At 60.4% G+C, this 16487-nt stretch carries 15 protein-coding genes; 9 read left to right on the top strand and 6 right to left on the bottom strand.

Annotated features, from left to right (window positions below; genetic code table 11):
• Positions 1 to 271: 271 nt before the first annotated feature.
• The 4 genes from F8N44_RS25880 to F8N44_RS25865 are packed head-to-tail and all read left to right on the top strand — an operon-like array spanning position 272 to position 5833.
• Positions 272 to 1435 (top strand): isovaleryl-CoA dehydrogenase, encoded by a 1164-nt coding sequence (locus tag F8N44_RS25880; RefSeq protein ID WP_007917237.1) that lies wholly within the window; start codon positions 272 to 274, stop codon positions 1433 to 1435.
• Positions 1436 to 1447: 12 nt separating this feature from the next.
• On the top strand, positions 1448 to 3055 hold the full coding sequence (locus tag F8N44_RS25875) for a carboxyl transferase domain-containing protein (protein WP_016983930.1): 1608 nt from the start codon (positions 1448 to 1450) through the stop codon (positions 3053 to 3055).
• A gap of 13 nt (positions 3056 to 3068) precedes the next feature.
• Positions 3069 to 3884: a gamma-carboxygeranoyl-CoA hydratase gene (locus F8N44_RS25870; RefSeq protein ID WP_150652295.1), complete on the top strand. Its 816-nt coding sequence runs from the start codon at positions 3069 to 3071 to the stop codon at positions 3882 to 3884.
• Positions 3884 to 5833, top strand: coding sequence for an acetyl/propionyl/methylcrotonyl-CoA carboxylase subunit alpha (locus F8N44_RS25865; protein ID WP_150652294.1), 1950 nt, complete (start codon positions 3884 to 3886; stop codon positions 5831 to 5833). Before F8N44_RS25870 ends, F8N44_RS25865 begins: the two co-directional genes overlap by 1 nt.
• Positions 5834 to 5873: 40 nt before the next feature.
• On the opposite strand, the gene F8N44_RS25860 is transcribed toward F8N44_RS25865, so the two are convergent.
• Complete coding sequence (locus F8N44_RS25860; protein WP_150652293.1) at positions 5874 to 6533, bottom strand: LexA family protein; 660 nt, start codon at positions 6531 to 6533, stop codon at positions 5874 to 5876.
• A gap of 130 nt (positions 6534 to 6663) precedes the next feature.
• On the opposite strand from F8N44_RS25860, the gene F8N44_RS25855 reads away from it, so the two are divergent.
• Positions 6664 to 7002, top strand: a complete 339-nt coding sequence (locus F8N44_RS25855; protein WP_093434137.1) for a DUF6124 family protein — start codon at positions 6664 to 6666, stop codon at positions 7000 to 7002.
• Between the two features lie 144 nt (positions 7003 to 7146).
• Here F8N44_RS25855 and F8N44_RS25850 read toward each other — a convergent pair whose 3' ends face one another.
• Positions 7147 to 7386, bottom strand: coding sequence for a hypothetical protein (locus tag F8N44_RS25850; RefSeq protein ID WP_150652292.1), 240 nt, complete (start codon positions 7384 to 7386; stop codon positions 7147 to 7149).
• A 96-nt stretch (positions 7387 to 7482) separates the two neighbouring features.
• On the opposite strand from F8N44_RS25850, the gene F8N44_RS25845 reads away from it, so the two are divergent.
• Together F8N44_RS25845 and F8N44_RS25840 are read left to right on the top strand one after the other, a co-directional pair.
• The gene (locus tag F8N44_RS25845) at positions 7483 to 8634 is read left to right on the top strand and encodes a M14-type cytosolic carboxypeptidase (protein ID WP_150652291.1); all 1152 of its coding nucleotides are present in this window, start codon (positions 7483 to 7485) and stop codon (positions 8632 to 8634) included.
• Positions 8635 to 8782: 148 nt separating this feature from the next.
• Entirely contained in the window at positions 8783 to 9976 is a 1194-nt protein-coding gene (locus F8N44_RS25840) for an MFS transporter (protein WP_150652290.1), read from the top strand.
• Here F8N44_RS25840 and F8N44_RS25835 read toward each other — a convergent pair.
• On the bottom strand, positions 9973 to 10518 hold the full coding sequence (locus tag F8N44_RS25835) for a cytochrome b (RefSeq protein ID WP_150652289.1): 546 nt from the start codon (positions 10516 to 10518) through the stop codon (positions 9973 to 9975). The genes F8N44_RS25840 and F8N44_RS25835 overlap by 4 nt on opposite strands.
• Positions 10515 to 11621, bottom strand: coding sequence for a catalase family peroxidase (locus F8N44_RS25830; RefSeq protein WP_150652288.1), 1107 nt, complete (start codon positions 11619 to 11621; stop codon positions 10515 to 10517). The genes F8N44_RS25835 and F8N44_RS25830 overlap by 4 nt, the downstream gene beginning before the upstream one ends.
• A gap of 157 nt (positions 11622 to 11778) precedes the next feature.
• Here F8N44_RS25830 and F8N44_RS25825 point away from each other — a divergent pair, with 157 nt between their 5' ends.
• Both F8N44_RS25825 and F8N44_RS25820 read left to right on the top strand, forming a co-directional pair.
• Positions 11779 to 12285: an RNA polymerase sigma factor gene (locus tag F8N44_RS25825; protein ID WP_150652287.1), complete on the top strand. Its 507-nt coding sequence runs from the start codon at positions 11779 to 11781 to the stop codon at positions 12283 to 12285.
• Positions 12282 to 13037 carry an anti-sigma factor family protein gene (locus tag F8N44_RS25820; protein WP_150652286.1) on the top strand — a complete coding sequence of 252 codons (756 nt, stop codon included), beginning with the start codon at positions 12282 to 12284 and terminating at the stop codon, positions 13035 to 13037. Before F8N44_RS25825 ends, F8N44_RS25820 begins: the two co-directional genes overlap by 4 nt.
• A 123-nt stretch (positions 13038 to 13160) precedes the next feature.
• Here F8N44_RS25820 and F8N44_RS25815 read toward each other — a convergent pair whose 3' ends face one another.
• Both F8N44_RS25815 and F8N44_RS25810 read right to left on the bottom strand, forming a co-directional pair.
• Positions 13161 to 14132 (bottom strand): spore coat protein U domain-containing protein, encoded by a 972-nt coding sequence (locus F8N44_RS25815; RefSeq protein WP_150652285.1) that lies wholly within the window; start codon positions 14130 to 14132, stop codon positions 13161 to 13163.
• A complete protein-coding gene (locus tag F8N44_RS25810; RefSeq protein ID WP_150652284.1) occupies positions 14129 to 16486 on the bottom strand; it encodes a fimbria/pilus outer membrane usher protein in 2358 nt (785 codons plus the stop codon). The genes F8N44_RS25815 and F8N44_RS25810 overlap by 4 nt, the downstream gene beginning before the upstream one ends.
• Between the last annotated feature and the right edge of the window lies 1 nt (position 16487).

The following is a 16487-nucleotide window of genomic DNA, read 5'->3' as shown; positions in this document are numbered from 1 at the left end:
GGTTTTGCCGGATTCATTCCCTGTGGGAGCGAGCTTGCTCGCGAAGAGGCCAGCAGATTCAACATCCGTGTTGACTGATCTGACGCTTTCGCGAGCAAGCTCGCTCCCACAAGTTTCGCTCCGTTTCAATCTTGAACTGCCCCTACTCTCGCTCAAGTTGACGTTAACGTAAAGGGTGATTGACAGCCATCCATAGCAGGCTTACGTTAACGTAAAGGTGAGAGCCGAGTGACCGCCCTCCCCACCCTACAAAAAAGCCAAAAGGTGACCCATGAGCTATCCATCCCTGAACTTCGCCCTCGGTGAAACCATCGACATGCTGCGCGATCAGGTTCAGTCCTTCGTCGCCAAGGAAATCGCCCCGCGCGCGGCGCAGATCGACAGCGACAACCTGTTCCCCGCCGACATGTGGCGCAAGTTCGGTGACATGGGCCTGCTCGGTATTACCGTACCCGAAGAGTACGGCGGCGCTGGTCTGGGTTACCTGGCGCACGTTGTGGCGATGGAAGAAATCAGTCGCGGCTCAGCCTCGGTGGCGTTGTCCTACGGCGCGCATTCCAACCTCTGCGTCAACCAGATCAACCGCAACGGCAATCACGAACAGAAATCCAAGTACCTGCCGAAACTGATCAGCGGCGAACACGTCGGGGCGCTGGCGATGAGCGAGCCAAACGCCGGTTCCGACGTGGTCTCGATGAAACTGCGCGCCGACAAACGCGGCGACCGTTTCGTCCTCAACGGCAGCAAAACCTGGATCACCAACGGCCCAGACGCCAATACCTACGTGATCTACGCCAAGACCGATCTGGAAAAAGGCCCGCACGGCATCACCGCGTTCATCGTCGAGCGCGACTGGAAAGGCTTCAGCCGCAGCAACAAATTCGACAAGCTCGGCATGCGCGGCTCCAACACCTGCGAACTGTTCTTTGATGACGTCGAAGTACCGGAAGAAAATATCCTCGGTGTACTCAACGGCGGCGTAAAGGTGCTGATGAGCGGCCTCGATTACGAGCGCGTGGTTCTCTCCGGTGGCCCGACCGGGATCATGCAGTCGTGCATGGACCTGATCGTGCCGTACATCCATGACCGCAAACAGTTCGGCCAAAGCATCGGTGAATTCCAGCTGATCCAGGGCAAAGTCGCCGACATGTACACCCAACTAAACGCCAGCCGCGCCTACCTCTATGCAGTCGCCCAAGCCTGCGAGCGCGGCGAAACCACCCGCAAAGACGCCGCCGGCGTGATCCTCTACACCGCCGAACGCGCCACACAAATGGCCCTCGACGCGATCCAGATTCTCGGCGGTAACGGATACATCAACGAATTCCCGGCGGGTCGTCTGCTGCGCGACGCCAAGCTGTACGAAATCGGCGCCGGCACCAGTGAGATCCGTCGCATGCTGATCGGTCGCGAACTGTTCAACGAAACCCGCTAAACGGAGCTGGCCATGGCTACCCTGCACACTCAGCTCAATCCTCGTTCGGCGGAATTCGCCGCCAACAGCGCGGCGATGCTCAAACAGGTCGACGCGCTGCACACCCTGCTCGCCCAAGTGGCGCAGGGCGGCGGCGCGAAAGCTCAGGAGCGCCACACCTCGCGCGGCAAATTGCTGCCGCGTGAGCGCATCAACCGCTTGCTTGATCCGGGTTCGCCGTTTCTGGAAATCAGCCAATTGGCCGCCCACGCGGTTTACGGCGAAGACGTACCCGCCGCTGGTGTGATCGCCGGGATCGGTCGGGTCGAAGGCGTCGAGTGCATGATCGTCGCCAACGATGCGACGGTTAAGGGCGGCTCGTACTATCCACTGACCGTGAAAAAACACCTGCGCGCACAGACCATCGCTCAACAGAATCGCCTGCCGTGCATCTATCTGGTGGATTCCGGCGGCGCCAACCTGCCGCGTCAGGACGAAGTGTTCCCGGATCGCGAACACTTCGGGCGGATCTTCTTCAACCAGGCCAACATGAGCGCGATGGGCATTCCGCAGATCGCCGTAGTCATGGGCTCCTGCACCGCTGGTGGCGCGTATGTGCCGGCGATGGCCGACGAAGCAATCATGGTGCGCAATCAGGCGACGATTTTCCTCGCCGGCCCGCCACTGGTAAAAGCCGCGACCGGAGAAGTGGTCAGCGCCGAGGATCTGGGCGGCGCCGATGTGCACTGCAAGATTTCCGGGGTCGCCGACCACTACGCCGAGAGCGACGAACATGCCCTCGCTCTCGCCCGCCGCAGCGTTGCCAACCTCAACTGGCGCAAGCTCGGCGAAGTGCAACAGCGCGCACCGATTGCGCCGCTGTACGCCAGCGATGAGTTGTATGGCGTTGTCTCCGCCGATGCCAAGCAGCCGTTCGACGTGCGCGAAGTGATTGCGCGACTGGTCGACGGTTCGGTGTTCGATGAGTTCAAGGCTTTGTTCGGCACCACGCTGGTCTGTGGCTTTGCGCATCTGCACGGTTACCCGATCGCGATTCTGGCCAACAACGGCATCCTCTTCGCCGAAGCCGCGCAGAAAGGCGCGCACTTCATCGAACTGGCCTGCCAGCGCGGCATACCGCTGTTGTTCCTGCAAAACATCACTGGCTTCATGGTCGGCCAGAAATACGAGGCCGGCGGCATCGCCAAGCACGGCGCAAAACTGGTAACCGCCGTTGCTTGCGCGAAAGTGCCGAAATTCACCGTGATCATCGGCGGCAGCTTTGGCGCCGGCAACTACGGCATGTGCGGGCGCGCCTATGATCCACGATTCCTGTGGATGTGGCCGAACGCGCGGATCGGCGTGATGGGTGCCGAACAGGCAGCGGGCGTGTTGGTGCAAGTCAAACGCGAACAGGCTGAACGCAGCGGTCAGGCGTTCAGTGCCGAGCAGGAAGCCGAGATCAAGCAACCGATCCTCGACCAGTACGAAGAACAGGGTCATCCCTACTATTCCAGCGCACGGCTGTGGGACGACGGCGTCATCGACCCGGCGCAGACCCGCGATGTACTGGCCCTGGCCTTGTCCGCGTCGTTGAACGCGCCAATCGAACCGAGCCGCTTCGGCGTGTTCCGGATGTGATCGGGAGAATCTCATGAGCGACTTCAATACCCTCGAACTGCAAACCGACCCACGGGGTTTCGCGACGCTGTGGCTTAACCGCCCGGAAAAGAACAACGCGTTCAACGCCGAAATGATCCGCGAGTTGATCCTTGCTCTCGACAAGGTTGCCAGTGATGCCAACCTGCGCTTTCTGCTGGTGCGCGGACGCGGCAAACATTTCAGCGCCGGCGCCGATCTGGCGTGGATGCAGCAATCGGCCGAGCTCGATTACCACACCAATCTCGACGACGCCCGCGAACTCGCGGAGCTGATGTACAACCTCGCCAAGCTGAAAATTCCCACAGTGGCCGTGGTCCAAGGCGCGGCGTTCGGTGGCGCGCTGGGGTTGATCAGTTGCTGCGACATGGCGATTGGCGCCGATGATGCGCAATTCTGCCTGTCGGAAGTGCGCATTGGTCTGGCGCCAGCGGTGATCAGTCCGTTCGTAGTGCAGGCGATTGGCGAACGTGCAGCGCGGCGTTATGCACTGACCGCTGAACGTTTTGGCGGTCAGCGGGCGCGGGAAATCGGTTTGTTGTCCGACAGCTATCCGGCCGCTGAACTGGATCAGCACGTCGAACAGTGGATCAACAACCTTCTGCTCAACAGCCCCGCCGCGATGCGCGCCAGCAAAGACTTGTTGCGTGAAGTCGGCAACGGCGCGCTGACCCCGGCGTTGCGCCGCTACACCGAGAACGCCATCGCCCGCATCCGGGTCAGCCCGGAAGGCCAGGAAGGTCTGCGCGCTTTTCTGCAAAAACGCCCGCCGAGCTGGCAAGCCGCAACCACCACCAAGGAGTCGCGTTGATGAGCGCACCTGTTCTCACCACCCTGCTGGTGGCCAACCGTGGCGAAATTGCCTGCCGCGTAATGCGCACCGCTAAAGCCTTGGGCCTGACCACGGTCGCCGTGCACAGCGCCACCGACCGCGAAGCGCGACACAGCCGTGAAGCGGACATACGCGTCGATCTCGGTGGCAGCAAAGCCGCCGACAGTTACTTGCAAATCGACAAACTGATCGCGGCGGCCAAGGCCAGCGGCGCGCAGGCGATTCATCCGGGTTACGGGTTTCTCTCGGAAAACGCCGGTTTCGCCCGCGCTATCGAAGCGGCCGGTTTGATTTTCCTCGGCCCGCCCGCTTCGGCCATCGATGCCATGGGCAGCAAATCCGCCGCCAAAGCGCTGATGGAAACCGCCGGCGTGCCACTGGTGCCGGGTTATCACGGTGAAGCGCAGGATCTCGAGACCTTCCGCGATGCTTGCGAGCGTATCGGTTATCCGGTGCTGCTCAAGGCTACGGCCGGCGGTGGCGGCAAAGGCATGAAAGTAGTCGAGGACGTCAGCCAGTTGGCCGAAGCCCTCGCCTCGGCACAGCGTGAAGCGCAGTCATCGTTTGGCGATTCGCGGATGCTGGTGGAAAAATACCTGCTCAAGCCGCGTCACGTGGAAATCCAGGTATTCGCCGATCAGCATGGCAACTGCCTGTACCTCAACGAGCGTGACTGCTCGATTCAACGACGCCATCAGAAAGTCGTCGAAGAAGCACCGGCACCGGGCCTGTCCCCGGAACTGCGTCGGGCGATGGGCGAAGCGGCTGTGCGTTCGGCGCAAGCAATCGGCTATGTCGGCGCCGGTACGGTGGAATTTTTGCTGGATGCGCGCGGTGAGTTCTTCTTTATGGAGATGAATACGCGCCTGCAAGTGGAGCATCCAGTGACCGAGGCCATCACCGGTCTGGACCTTGTCGCGTGGCAGATCCGCGTTGCCCGTGGTGAAGCGCTGCCGATCACTCAAGCGCAAGTGCCGTTGAACGGTCATGCGATTGAAGTGCGCTTGTATGCCGAGGATCCTGCGAATGACTTCCTGCCGGCGACCGGGCGTTTAGCGTTGTATCGCGAATCGGCCGAAGGGCCAGGGCGCCGGGTGGATAGCGGGGTCGAAGAAGGTGATGAAATTTCACCGTTCTACGACCCGATGCTCGGCAAGTTGATTGCCTGGGGCGAGGATCGTGAACAGGCGCGCCTGCGTCTGTTGGGCATGCTCGACGAATTCGCGATTGGCGGATTGAAGACCAACATCAACTTTTTGCGGCGGATCATCGCCCATCCGGCGTTTGCGGCGGCGGAACTGGATACCGGGTTCATTCCGCGTTATCAGGAGCAATTGCTGCCAGCTCCGGGCACGTTGAGCGATGCATTCTGGAGCGCGGCGGCTCAAGCGGTGGCGCAAAGCTTGCCACAGCTATCGCGCAACGATGACCCTGCTTCGCCGTGGTCGTTCAGTAGTGGTTTGCGCGCGGGTTTGCCAGCGGAAATCACCCTGCATTTGAGTTGCGAGGGCCAGCATCGCGCCTTGACGCTGAACGCCGCTGATCACGCCAGACTGTCCGGTGAAACACTCATCGTCGAGCGCGACGGCGTCCGTCGTACGTTGCGCGCGATTCGCCAGGGCGATGCGCTCTATCTGCAATGGGAAGGCGAGTTGCGGCGCATCGAGACGTACGACCCGATCAGTGCCGTCGAAGCCAGCCACAGCCATCAGGGCGGTCTGACCGCGCCCATGAACGGCAGCATTGTCCGCGTACTGGTCGAGGCCGGGCAATCGGTCGAGGCCGGTGCGCAACTGGTGGTGCTGGAAGCGATGAAGATGGAGCACAGCATCCGTGCGCCGCATGCCGGGGTGATCAAAGCGCTGTATTGCCAGGAAGGCGAAATGGTCGGCGAAGGCAGCGCTTTGGTTGAACTGGAAGAAGTGTGAATGTGAAGATCGATCCTACGCCTGGCGAGGATCGATCTGACTAGTAACGCGCCGTTGCCTGAACCACAACACCGATGATTCGACACTCATCGGTCAGCAGGGCTTTCGGCCACGTCGGATTGAGCGGTACCAGGTAACGCTGGCCGCCCTCTTCGTCAAGCTTGCGAAAAATCGCTTCAGGGCTGTCGGGCCATTGGGCGATTACCAGTTTGCCGGGCACCGCCTCCGCTGCCGGATCGACCAGAATCAGCATGCCTTCGGCGATGCTCTGGCCACTGGGCGCGGTCATCGAATCCCCCGTCACCGTCAACCAGAACGCCGGCCCACGCGCGTGATAATCCGTCAGTTCGAAGCGCTGTTTGCCTGACGGCCTGGCGTAGGAAGTAGCGTCGCTCTCGCGTACCTCGCAGGTCGTCTGCCAATCACTGACCGGGTAACGGAAATACGGGTTGTACTTCTGCGCCAGCGGCATGTCGTCGTCAGGTGTTATTTGCGGTTCCCGGATCACCAGCACCACTTCCAGAAAATCCATGCCCAGCGCTTGCAGCACGCGATTCATTTGCGTGATGCCGGGTTCGCGACGCTTGTTCAGCCAATGGCCGATCCCGCCCTGGGACATGCCGACGCGCTCTCCGAGCTCTGTTTGAGTGATTTTGAGTTCACTCATCTTGGCCTTGACCAACTCAATCCATTTATCCATGTGCAGCACCTTACGTGGACGCCTTCGGCCGACAAAACACATATTGTAGTATTTAAATTCTGGTCACAACTACGCAGAGTACTATTCTGCAAGCACGGATTTTCAATCGACCAAGGAGTGCCTCTTCATCATGAATATCAGCAGCAAAGACTTGCCCGATCTGCAAATGGACACCACCTTCACTTCGCCTCAGGGCAATGCGGCGGCGCAGCGAGCATTGGACTATTACTTGAAACCAGCTGTTTCAGAACCCGAGGTCGACGAACGATTTTTCGATGTCAGGCGCCATCTGAGCGGCGAAGAAGCCCTGGTGCACGCCTCGGATCTGTTGCGCTGTGCCGCAGCCACAGCGTTCAAGGCAGCGGAAAACCTGCAAGGCGCGAGTCGCGATCTGGCGTTTTCAGTGGTGCACATGGTGGATATGGCGCGGGCAATGGTCGACCATTCGCTCGATGGCGATGAAGCTTGAACAACGGGACAACGGACGGACAGGAAAGAATTTTCCAATCGCGGAGATAAAAACATTTGACTTGCAAATGATAATGATTATTATTGCATGCAGCTGGTCGCGAGATCAGTCGATGGACCAGAGACCTTAGGTCGGTCTTCTGGACTATCTCCTCATCAGGCTAATCACGGTTTTTGACCCGGCTTTTTGCCGGGTCTTTTTTTTGCCCGTTTTTCGGGCTTGTGGCTTCAGGCTAATGAAGTCTTTAGGTGTTGCCAATTCGGTGGCGCGGATAATATCAAAAGAATATCGCTTGGCAAGCCGAGCCCGGCCACATTGGGGCAAACTAATGACAATTAGCACTTGAGAATCAATCGCACACTCTCTAAGCTGCATCCGCGTCATGGAGGACGCCCCCCGCTACACCCCGCAATTCCCCTCGGTTTCAGACCTGCCTGCGTGTAAAGTAACGGCCATAAAAATCATATTCAGGAATCGATTATGACCGTGGCCAAATCCTCGTTCGACATCAGTGCCAACTTCGACAGCGGCAACATCCAAGTCATCGACATCAGCAATCCGCTCAATCCGGTTCTGGCCATTCGCCCGGATACCCGCAGCGCCCATTTTCAGTGGTTCCACTTCAAGGCCAGCGGTCTGCACGTCGGCCAGGAACACTGGTTCCGCCTGAACAACGCCAGCCAATCCACGTACAGCAAGGGCTGGCCGGGTTATCAGGCGGTAGCGTCCTACGATCATGTCAACTGGTTCCGCGTGCCGACCATTTTCGAAGGCGACTGTCTGCGTTTCTGCCTCGAAGCCACCCAGACCCACGCCTGGTTCGCCTACTTCGAACCCTACAGCCGTGGCCGTCACGACTGGCTGATCGATCAGGCCCTGAGCAAGGCTGGCACCGAACTGCTGGCAACCGGTAAAAGCGTCGAAGGTCGCGACATTCAGTTGCTGCGCAAAGGCACCGGCGCCGAAGGCCAGCGCAAAATCTGGATCATTGCTCAACAGCATCCGGGCGAGCACATGGCCGAGTGGTTCATGGAAGGCGTCATCGAACGCCTGGAAAGACACGACGATCCCGTGCTGAACAAACTGCTCGCCAGCGCTGATTTGTACCTGGTGCCGAACATGAATCCGGACGGCGCGTTCCACGGTCACCTGCGCACCAACGCCATGGGTCAGGATTTGAACCGCGCCTGGCAGAACGCCAGCCAAGAGATCAGTCCTGAAGTGCTTTTCGTCCAGCAGCAAATGGAAAAGTATGGCGTCGATCTATTCCTGGACGCCCATGGCGATGAAACCATTCCTCACGTATTCACCGCAGGTTGCGAAGGCAATCCGGGCTACACGCCGCGCATCGAGAAGCTCGAAGAGCACTTCCGCAATCACCTGAAACACACCACCAAAGACTTCCAGACCAAGTACGGCTACACCCGCGACGAACCGGGTCAGGCCAACATGACTTTGGCGTGCAACAGCGTCGGCCAGAAATACGACTGCCTGTCGTTGACCCTGGAAATGCCGTTCAAGGATCACGACGACCATCCCGACAAGGAAACCGGCTGGTCGGGCAAACGCTCAAAACAGCTGGGCAAAGACGTGCTGACCACCATTGCTGACATGGTTGATACCCTGCGCTGATCCCCTCCTCCGTCCCTCAAAAGATCGCAGCTTGTCTGCGATCTTTTGCTTTCTGCCATTCGTGCTTTCGCGCAAGCGGGTTGCAAAATAAAACCTGAATCAATACTGTGATCAAGGTTTTATTTTGAAACCTAAAAGGATGCGGGATATGAAACCTCTTAAAAGCAGCGCCGTTTTGCTGTTCTCTGTGGCCTGTGGTCTGGCCGTGGGTAACGTGTATTACGCCCAGCCATTGCTGGACGCCATGGCCGAGGCGTTTGCAATGTCGCCGGCGACTATCGGCATCGTCATCACCCTGACGCAAATCGGTTACGGCATCGGTCTGGTGTTGCTGGTGCCCCTCGGCGATCTGCTCAATCGACGCCGATTGATCGTCACTCAAACCTTGCTGTCAGCAGCGTCCTTATTGATGATCGCGCTGGCGCCCAGCAGTGTCTGGCTGCTGCTCGGCATGACGTTGACGGGGCTGCTCGCCGTGGTGACGCAGGTGCTGGTGGCTTACGCCGCCACACTGGCGATCCCGACACAACGCGGGCGCGTGGTCGGTGTGGTGACCAGCGGCATCGTCGTCGGCATTTTGCTGGCTCGCACAGTCGCCGGCGGCATGGCCGATCTGGCCGGCTGGCGTGCAATCTACTTTCTGTCAGCAGGGCTGACACTGTTGATGGCGTTGCTGCTGTTTCGCGTCCTGCCCAAGCACGAATCTCCACAACCGGCGACTGGCTACATCGCACTGATCGCCTCGGTATTCAGTCTGTTCAAAGAAGAACCGGTGCTGCGTCAACGCGCATTCCTCGCCCTGCTGACCTTCGCCAGCGCGATGGTGTTGTGGACGCCGATGGTGTTGCCACTGGCCGCGCCGCCGCTGTCCCTGTCGCACAGTGAAATTGGTCTGTTCGGACTGGCCGGCGCAGCGGGTGCGCTGGCCGCCGCACGGGCCGGGCATCTGGCGGATCGCGGCCTCGGCCAATGGGTCAGTGGTCTTTCGCTATTGCTGATGCTCGCCTCCTGGTTGCCGATCGCCCTCACCCAATCCTCGTTGTGGGCATTACTGCTGGGGGTGATCACCCTCGATTTGGGTCTGCAAGCCGTACACGTCACCAGCCAGAGCATGATCTACAGTGTGTGCCCAGAAGCGCAAAGCCGCCTCACCGCCGGTTACATGCTGTTCTACTCGATCGGCAGCGCGCTCGGCTCAATCGGCTCGACCGCGATGTATGCGTGGGCCGGCTGGATCGGCGTGTGCCTGCTCGGCGCCGGCATCAACGCCGTGGCGCTGGCGTACTGGTGGCTGACCCTGAAAAGCGGCGCACCGGCACGATGCGCCACGCAAACGGGTTAGCCGCGATCGCGACCGCGCAACATGCTGTTGAGCACCTCGTCGCGGCGGATCCAGCCATGAAACAGCGCCGCCGCCAAGTGCAGCAACACCGTCAAAAACAGCAGATAGGCCAGATACCCGTGAGCCTTACGCAAAAACGCGAACAACTGCGCATCGGCCGGAACGATCGCCGGCAACTGCAGCGTTGTGCTGAGCATGACCGGCTCACCCGAAGCGCTGATCATCGCCCAGCCCAGCAACGGCAACACCAGCATCAACGCGTACAACAACAGATGTGAAGCCTTCGCCGCCAGCACTTGCCAGCCTGGCAGATCCGCGGGCAACGGTGGCTGGCGCGTGGTGAGCCGCACCAGCAAACGCACAATCACCAGTGCCAGAATCGCGATACCCAGCGGTTTGTGCAGATGGATCAGCCATTCATGCCGCTCGGAAACCGAAGTGACCATGCCGGCTCCAATAAACAGCATGGCAATGATCATCAGCGCCATCAGCCAATGCAGCAGTCGCGCCAACAGGGCGAAATGCGTCGGTTGAGTTCTCATGGACGAGCCTCCTGTTTGGCGGCGGGCAACTGGCTGACTTCGCTGGTGCGACGCAGATAGGAATCGGCGTAACCGGCGGAACGGGCCGCGAGCAACGGGTCGTCGGAACCTTGAATCCCGGCCGGTAGCACCAGCGGGTCGTAGTTGATATCACGGCATTCGCCACTCAGTTGTGGCTGGGTTTTTTCCAGCACCAGCGTGCCAGCGTTCAATACTTTGCGCCCCTCAGGCCAAGTCTTGCTGGCGTCATTCACCGGATCCTCAGGATTGGCCAGGGTGATGTTCAACTGAAAGCGCAGCGGCGCTGAGGCCAAACGTTGCACCAGATCCTTCTCAAGAAAATCGCCACCCTCAGGCGCGGTGGCGCCCGCAGCATCGCGCGCCAACGGCGTCATGCTCCAGCGCACGGCCTGCTTTTTGCCACTGGCGTCGACCAGATAAAACGCGTTGACGCTGTTGTAGGTTTCGGTGGCGTAACTGGCCGAGGGTTTGGCGGTTTTCACCCAGGTCAGAAACGGCACGGCTTCCGGGTGCGAGGCAAAGAATGCCGGGACCTTGCTCGGATCAGGTTTACCCGTGGCTGGATCCGGCGACTGTGCCTGCTGCAATTGATAAAACGCCTCAGGCGTACCGACCGGAAACACTGGCATGCTGTTCATCCCGGTGCGCCATTGCTGCCCGTTGGCCTGGGTGAAACGCAACGCCAGACTGCGAATCGGCACGCTGCTGTCCGGTGCATACGGATTGCCCGCCGGCAGCGCGAAACGCCCGACCACCGGAGTCTGCGGCTCGTTGAACACCTGCGCGGTCGAAAACACCCGAGCCTCACCACTGCTCTCGAAATGCCCGATCACGCACACGCCCTTGGCGTGGTTACGGCGAAAACCGGGGTGTACGCCGTTGTTCTTCTCCAGCACATCGACCAGCGCTTTTGGCGTCAGGCGTTGTGGGTCAAAGTTACCGTGAACGTAGGCAAACGCCCCGGCCACCGCGGCGACTACCACAGCAATGCCGCCCAGACGCAGAACCAGGCTCGCCGCACTCAGTGGCGGGCGCTGTGGGCCGCCGGGCGGTGCAGAATCGGGTGATGAACGATCAACCATGAAAAACTCCAGGGCCATCGGCCACAAGTAGGAAGAATCAGCAAGACGCGCCTCGTCCGGGTTTATTCCACGCCTCGGTATTTATTTTTCCGAACGTGGAATAACCTCCAACGACGGACGTCTCCCTAGTCCACAGCGTAGTGACTAGCAGAATTTCATGAGCGAATTCGACGAACAGTTGAGAGAAATCATTCCCAGATTGCGCCGCTTTGCCGTGTCACTGACACGCAACAGCAGCAGCGCCGACGATCTGGTGCAGGCCAGCCTAGAGCGGGCCCTGTCGAGTTGGGGCGATAAACGCGCCGACGGCGACTTGCGTGCCTGGCTGTTTGCGATCCTCTATCGGCAGTTTCTCGACGCCCATCGTCGCTCCCGACGCTATGCGCGCATGCTCGAATTCTTCACCGGTCGCGACGACGCCGAGCCCTCGGTCGAGCGCACCGTCATCGCCCAGTCGACCCTGCAAGCCTTCGACCGCCTGCCCACCGAACAGCGCGCCCTGCTGCTGATGGTCTCGGTGGAAGGCCTTTCCTATAAAGAGGTCGCCGAGATTCTCGACGCCCCGATCGGCACCGTGATGTCGCGCCTGTCCCGCGCCCGCCAGGCCTTGCGCCAGCTCAGCGACGGCGAAATCAGCAGCCCTTCTTTGCGGATACTCAAATGATCAGCCTGCCTCCCAACGAGCGTGACCTGCACGCCTATGTCGACCACCAGCTCAGCGATGCCGATCGGCGTGTACTGGAGACCTGGCTGGCCAGCCATCCGGACGAAGCGGCGCAGGTTCGCGCCTGGCAACAGGATGCCCAGCAATTGCGCGCAGCACTCAGCGGCGCGTTGCAGCAACCGGCCAATCCGGCCCTTGACCCTGCCATGATTCGCCAGCGCCGCCAGCGTCATTCACGGCGTCATCTGGCCAGCGCCGCGGTGTTGCTGATTGCAGTGAGCATCGGTGGCTTCAGTGGCTGGCAGGCTCGCGAAATGACTCTCGTGCGCCCATCCATGTTACCGATGACCGACGCCTTGCAAGCCTATCGCTTGATCGCCCAGCAAGACATGCTGCCGGCCGATTACAAGGTCGACAATGACGGCGACATGCAACGCTGGCTCGACCGCTACTTCACCAAAGCCAGTCGCTTGCCCGATCTGAAAGCGGCCGGGTTCGAACCGGTCAGCGGACGCCTGCTCAGCACTGACGAAGGCCCGGCGGCGATGGTCATGTATGAGGATGGCAGCGGGCACAAGGTGAGTTTCTACGTGCGCCCGCCGGGACCGAAGAACACCTTTTTGCCGCGCGGGCGCCGCAGTGACGGAGACTTGCAGGCCGAGTACTGGTCGGGCGGCGGGTACAACTACGCCATGGTCAGCCCGGTTGATACGCCGGCGGCGCAACAGCTCAAGCAATCGCTGCAATTCTGAAAACACCACTGTTCTATGTAGGAGCTGCGGCACGCTGCGATCTTTTGATCTTGTTCTTAAGGGCAAGATCAAAAGATCGCAGCCTCGTTTCACTCGACAGCTCCTACAAAGGATCGTGTCAGCTCAGAAACCTACGTCCAAAACTACATTATCCAGATAAGTGCCCGCCGGTGGCGTGGCCTGGTCGGTGTAGATCTTCGCGTTGTAGTTGAAGATCTGGCTGCCCGTGCCCAAGCCGTTTCCCGGATTGACCTCGGCATCGGTACTCGCCCGCCTCGCCGCGCCGACACTGCCCCAGCGCGTAGTACCGGCGCTTTTGAAAATGTCGTAGGTCAGATAATTGCTCCCGGAAATCATCCGTCGCCGGCCGCCGACACTCACCGCGTTCTGCCCGTCGCTCAATCCCACGGTGTAAGCACTGCCCTTGGTGCACGCCAGATTGATGGTCTGCCCGGTCACCGGGGTGAACGCGCTGACCACCGGCGCGCTGCCGAACGCGATGTTCGGCGCAGTAATCGTGCAGTCATTGGACACCGTCAGATTCACCGTCAGCGAGGTCGTGCCGTTGGCGATATCGCGCCCGAGGCAGATAGCACCAATGCCGATTCCCGAGCAGTAATTCCAGTTCCAGAAAATGCTCAGCGTCTCGGTGTACACCCCGGCGGCAACGTTGCTGCCAATGGTTGTACCGAGGTAGAGCGGCACCGTTTTCGGCGTCGTACCGTTGAGCAGGCCAAGGGCATCGATGATCCCGTTGCGCGCAAAGTCATAGGCCGTGCCGCGGGTCAGCGGGTAGCTGGTGCTGTTGTTGGCGTAAATCGTGTAGTTGATGACATCGCCGGTCGGCCCGACCAGCCCCCCTTGAGTCGAAGACACAGTGCCCCAGAAGTGGTCGTTACTGGTCAGCAGGGACAGCAGCGAACCGGTGCAACTCAAACCCGCATTCAATGTGGAACTGGGCTGCGAAGTCGTGCGCACGGCAATCGAACTGAGCGTACCGAACGCCGCCGGCGTGGTGCTGACCACCGAACACGCGGCCTGCACCGCCCCCGGCAACATCAGCGCCAGCGCCAATAGCCATCGCCTGAACATCATTGACACACCAACGGCCCGAGCAACGGCACCTGATCCTGATTCAGGTCGACGCTGAACTGTGCCCGACAGGTCTTGCCATCGCCCAGTGTGACCAGCAGCGAGTTCTGCGCCTGCAGGTTTTCCAGATAGACCAGCCCATCCCAACCGACCACCGTCCGCGTGCCGCTCTGCTCATGCAGCACGCCCGCGCCCAGCGGCAACTCTCGCTGCTGCGCATCGACCAGCACGATGCTCGCGGCGATCACCCGGCTCAGCGGAAACTCCAGCAGATAACCGCTGCCTCGGCGCACGGCAATGCGCTGTTCGACGTTGGGGCTGCGCACGTTGGCCGGCAGATTCAGTGGATCGATTTCATACTTGCCGCGGTAATACGCGCTGCTCCACGGCACCAGCAAATGACCGTTCTTGTCGGTCTGGCCGACCTGCTGATTTTCGTAGCGCACCGGAATGTCGGCAAAACCATCGGTGCTGACCACCACAAAAGCGTCGTCGATACGGTTGGCGGCGAACACTTGGCGATCCATCCACACCAGCGAACCACTGGCGTCGGCCCAACGGGTTTCGGCGTCGGAAGTGCCGTAGACCCCGGCCTGCAACTGCACCGATTGCAGGCGCCAGGTCACGTCAGCCTGACGATAATCGGCGCCGTCACCCTTGGCGTAACCCAGATTGAAACCTACGCCGCCCTCAGTCGGCACCGCACGACTGTAGTTGACCCGCTGCTGGCTCTGTCCGGTTTTACTGCGTTCGGTGCTGATCGCCAGACTGCCGCGCAAATCGAACGGAACCACCAGTTGCGCCTGCACGGCCCAGTTGCTGTCGCCGATCTCGCGGTTGGCCGAGAGGTAGAAACTGCTGTTGCGCCACAGCGGCTTGCTCCAGCTCAGGTTGAGCAGACGCGTGCGTGAATCGTCCGCCGCGCGCACATCGAAATAACCCGCGCCGAGGCTGCCCCAGCGGTCGAGGTTGAGGCTCAGGGTCGCCTGTTCGCTGCGCCGGCTCAGGCTGATGTAAGGGCTGTCGACCACGGTCAGGTCGGCGTATTGATCGTGGCGTTGCAGGCGTTGGTAGGAAAAGCTGAAACGCTGGTTGCTGTACTGATAGCCCAAACTGATTTGTTGACCGCCCTCGCCGTCGAAACGGCTCTGGCTCAACGCACTGTTAAGCACGCCAAAATTGCCCAGTTGCAGGTTGCCACCGAGGCCACCGAGGGTCAGCGAGTCGGCTGCTTCGGCATGGCTTTCCAGGGTAAAACCGTCGCTGACGCCATAACGCAAGCTGCCGGACGTGACACCCGGGCCATAGTTGAAATCCTTCAAGCCGTAGTCGCGGCGCAACGTACCGGCGGCCACGGAAAAATCGCTCAAGCCTTTTTGCAGCAAGGTGCTGGTGACATAGAACGGCACCGTGGTCGACACCTGCCGGCCCAATGCGTCGGTGGTCACCACCACCGCTTCGCCCGCGCCGTTGATGAACGGAATGTTGGTCAGCGTGTAGGGCCCGGGTTGCAAATCTGCGCTGCTGGACTTGTAGCCATTGATGAACAGATCCACCGAGGACGGCACCGCCGCTTCACCGGCAAATTGCGGCAACGGATAAGTCACCAGATCCGGGCGCACCGCAAAATCCCGAGAAAACTGCACGCCGCCCAAACGCACCGAACTGCTCCACGGCAACGCACCGCTGATCACGTCACCGGCCTCGTAGGTGAGCATTCGCTCGTCATCGGAGTAACGCCAGGTGGTGTCGTAACGCAGGTAGCCGTTGTCCAGCGTGTTGAGTGAATCACCGGACAAGGTGCGCCGGTATTGCCCGGTGTTGGACAACGTGCCCCAACTGTCAAACAGCCGCACTTCGTTCCACGCCGCCAGATAGGTGCCGGCATCGTCGGTGTCGTTGAGGTACAGGTCATAGTTGAACAGCGCGCCGAAACTGCTCAGCGCCGGAGTGCGCGGGTAAGCCTGGCGATTACCGATGAACTGTTCCGGCAGCCAGTCCGGCGGAACGTCCAGCAGCAGGCGCTGACCGACACTGTCATAGTCGCTGTGCAGCCCCGGCAGGCTGTCGAGATCGACTTCAACGGCGAGGTTGTCGGGCAGCTTCATGCCGGTTTCGCGCAACGCCGTCGCCGGTACAAACAAGCGCCCGTCGCGCTGCTGCACTGCCACGACGCGTCCGGTATTCATCTGGTTGACCACCAGTTCCAGAAACAACTGTGCATCACTCACGGCCTCCATGCCGCTGGGCGGCGGCGGCAGATCGCCGGCCCCGGATGGTTGAATGAACATCAGGCAACACGCGCCGGTGATGAGCCACAACGGACGCTGAATACGGCGAACCCGTCCTGGGTTCATA

Source organism: Pseudomonas fluorescens (assembly GCF_902497745.1).
In the GTDB taxonomy this organism is placed as follows: domain Bacteria; phylum Pseudomonadota; class Gammaproteobacteria; order Pseudomonadales; family Pseudomonadaceae; genus Aquipseudomonas; species Aquipseudomonas fluorescens_BM.
This window is presented reverse-complemented; position numbering and strand designations above follow the sequence as displayed.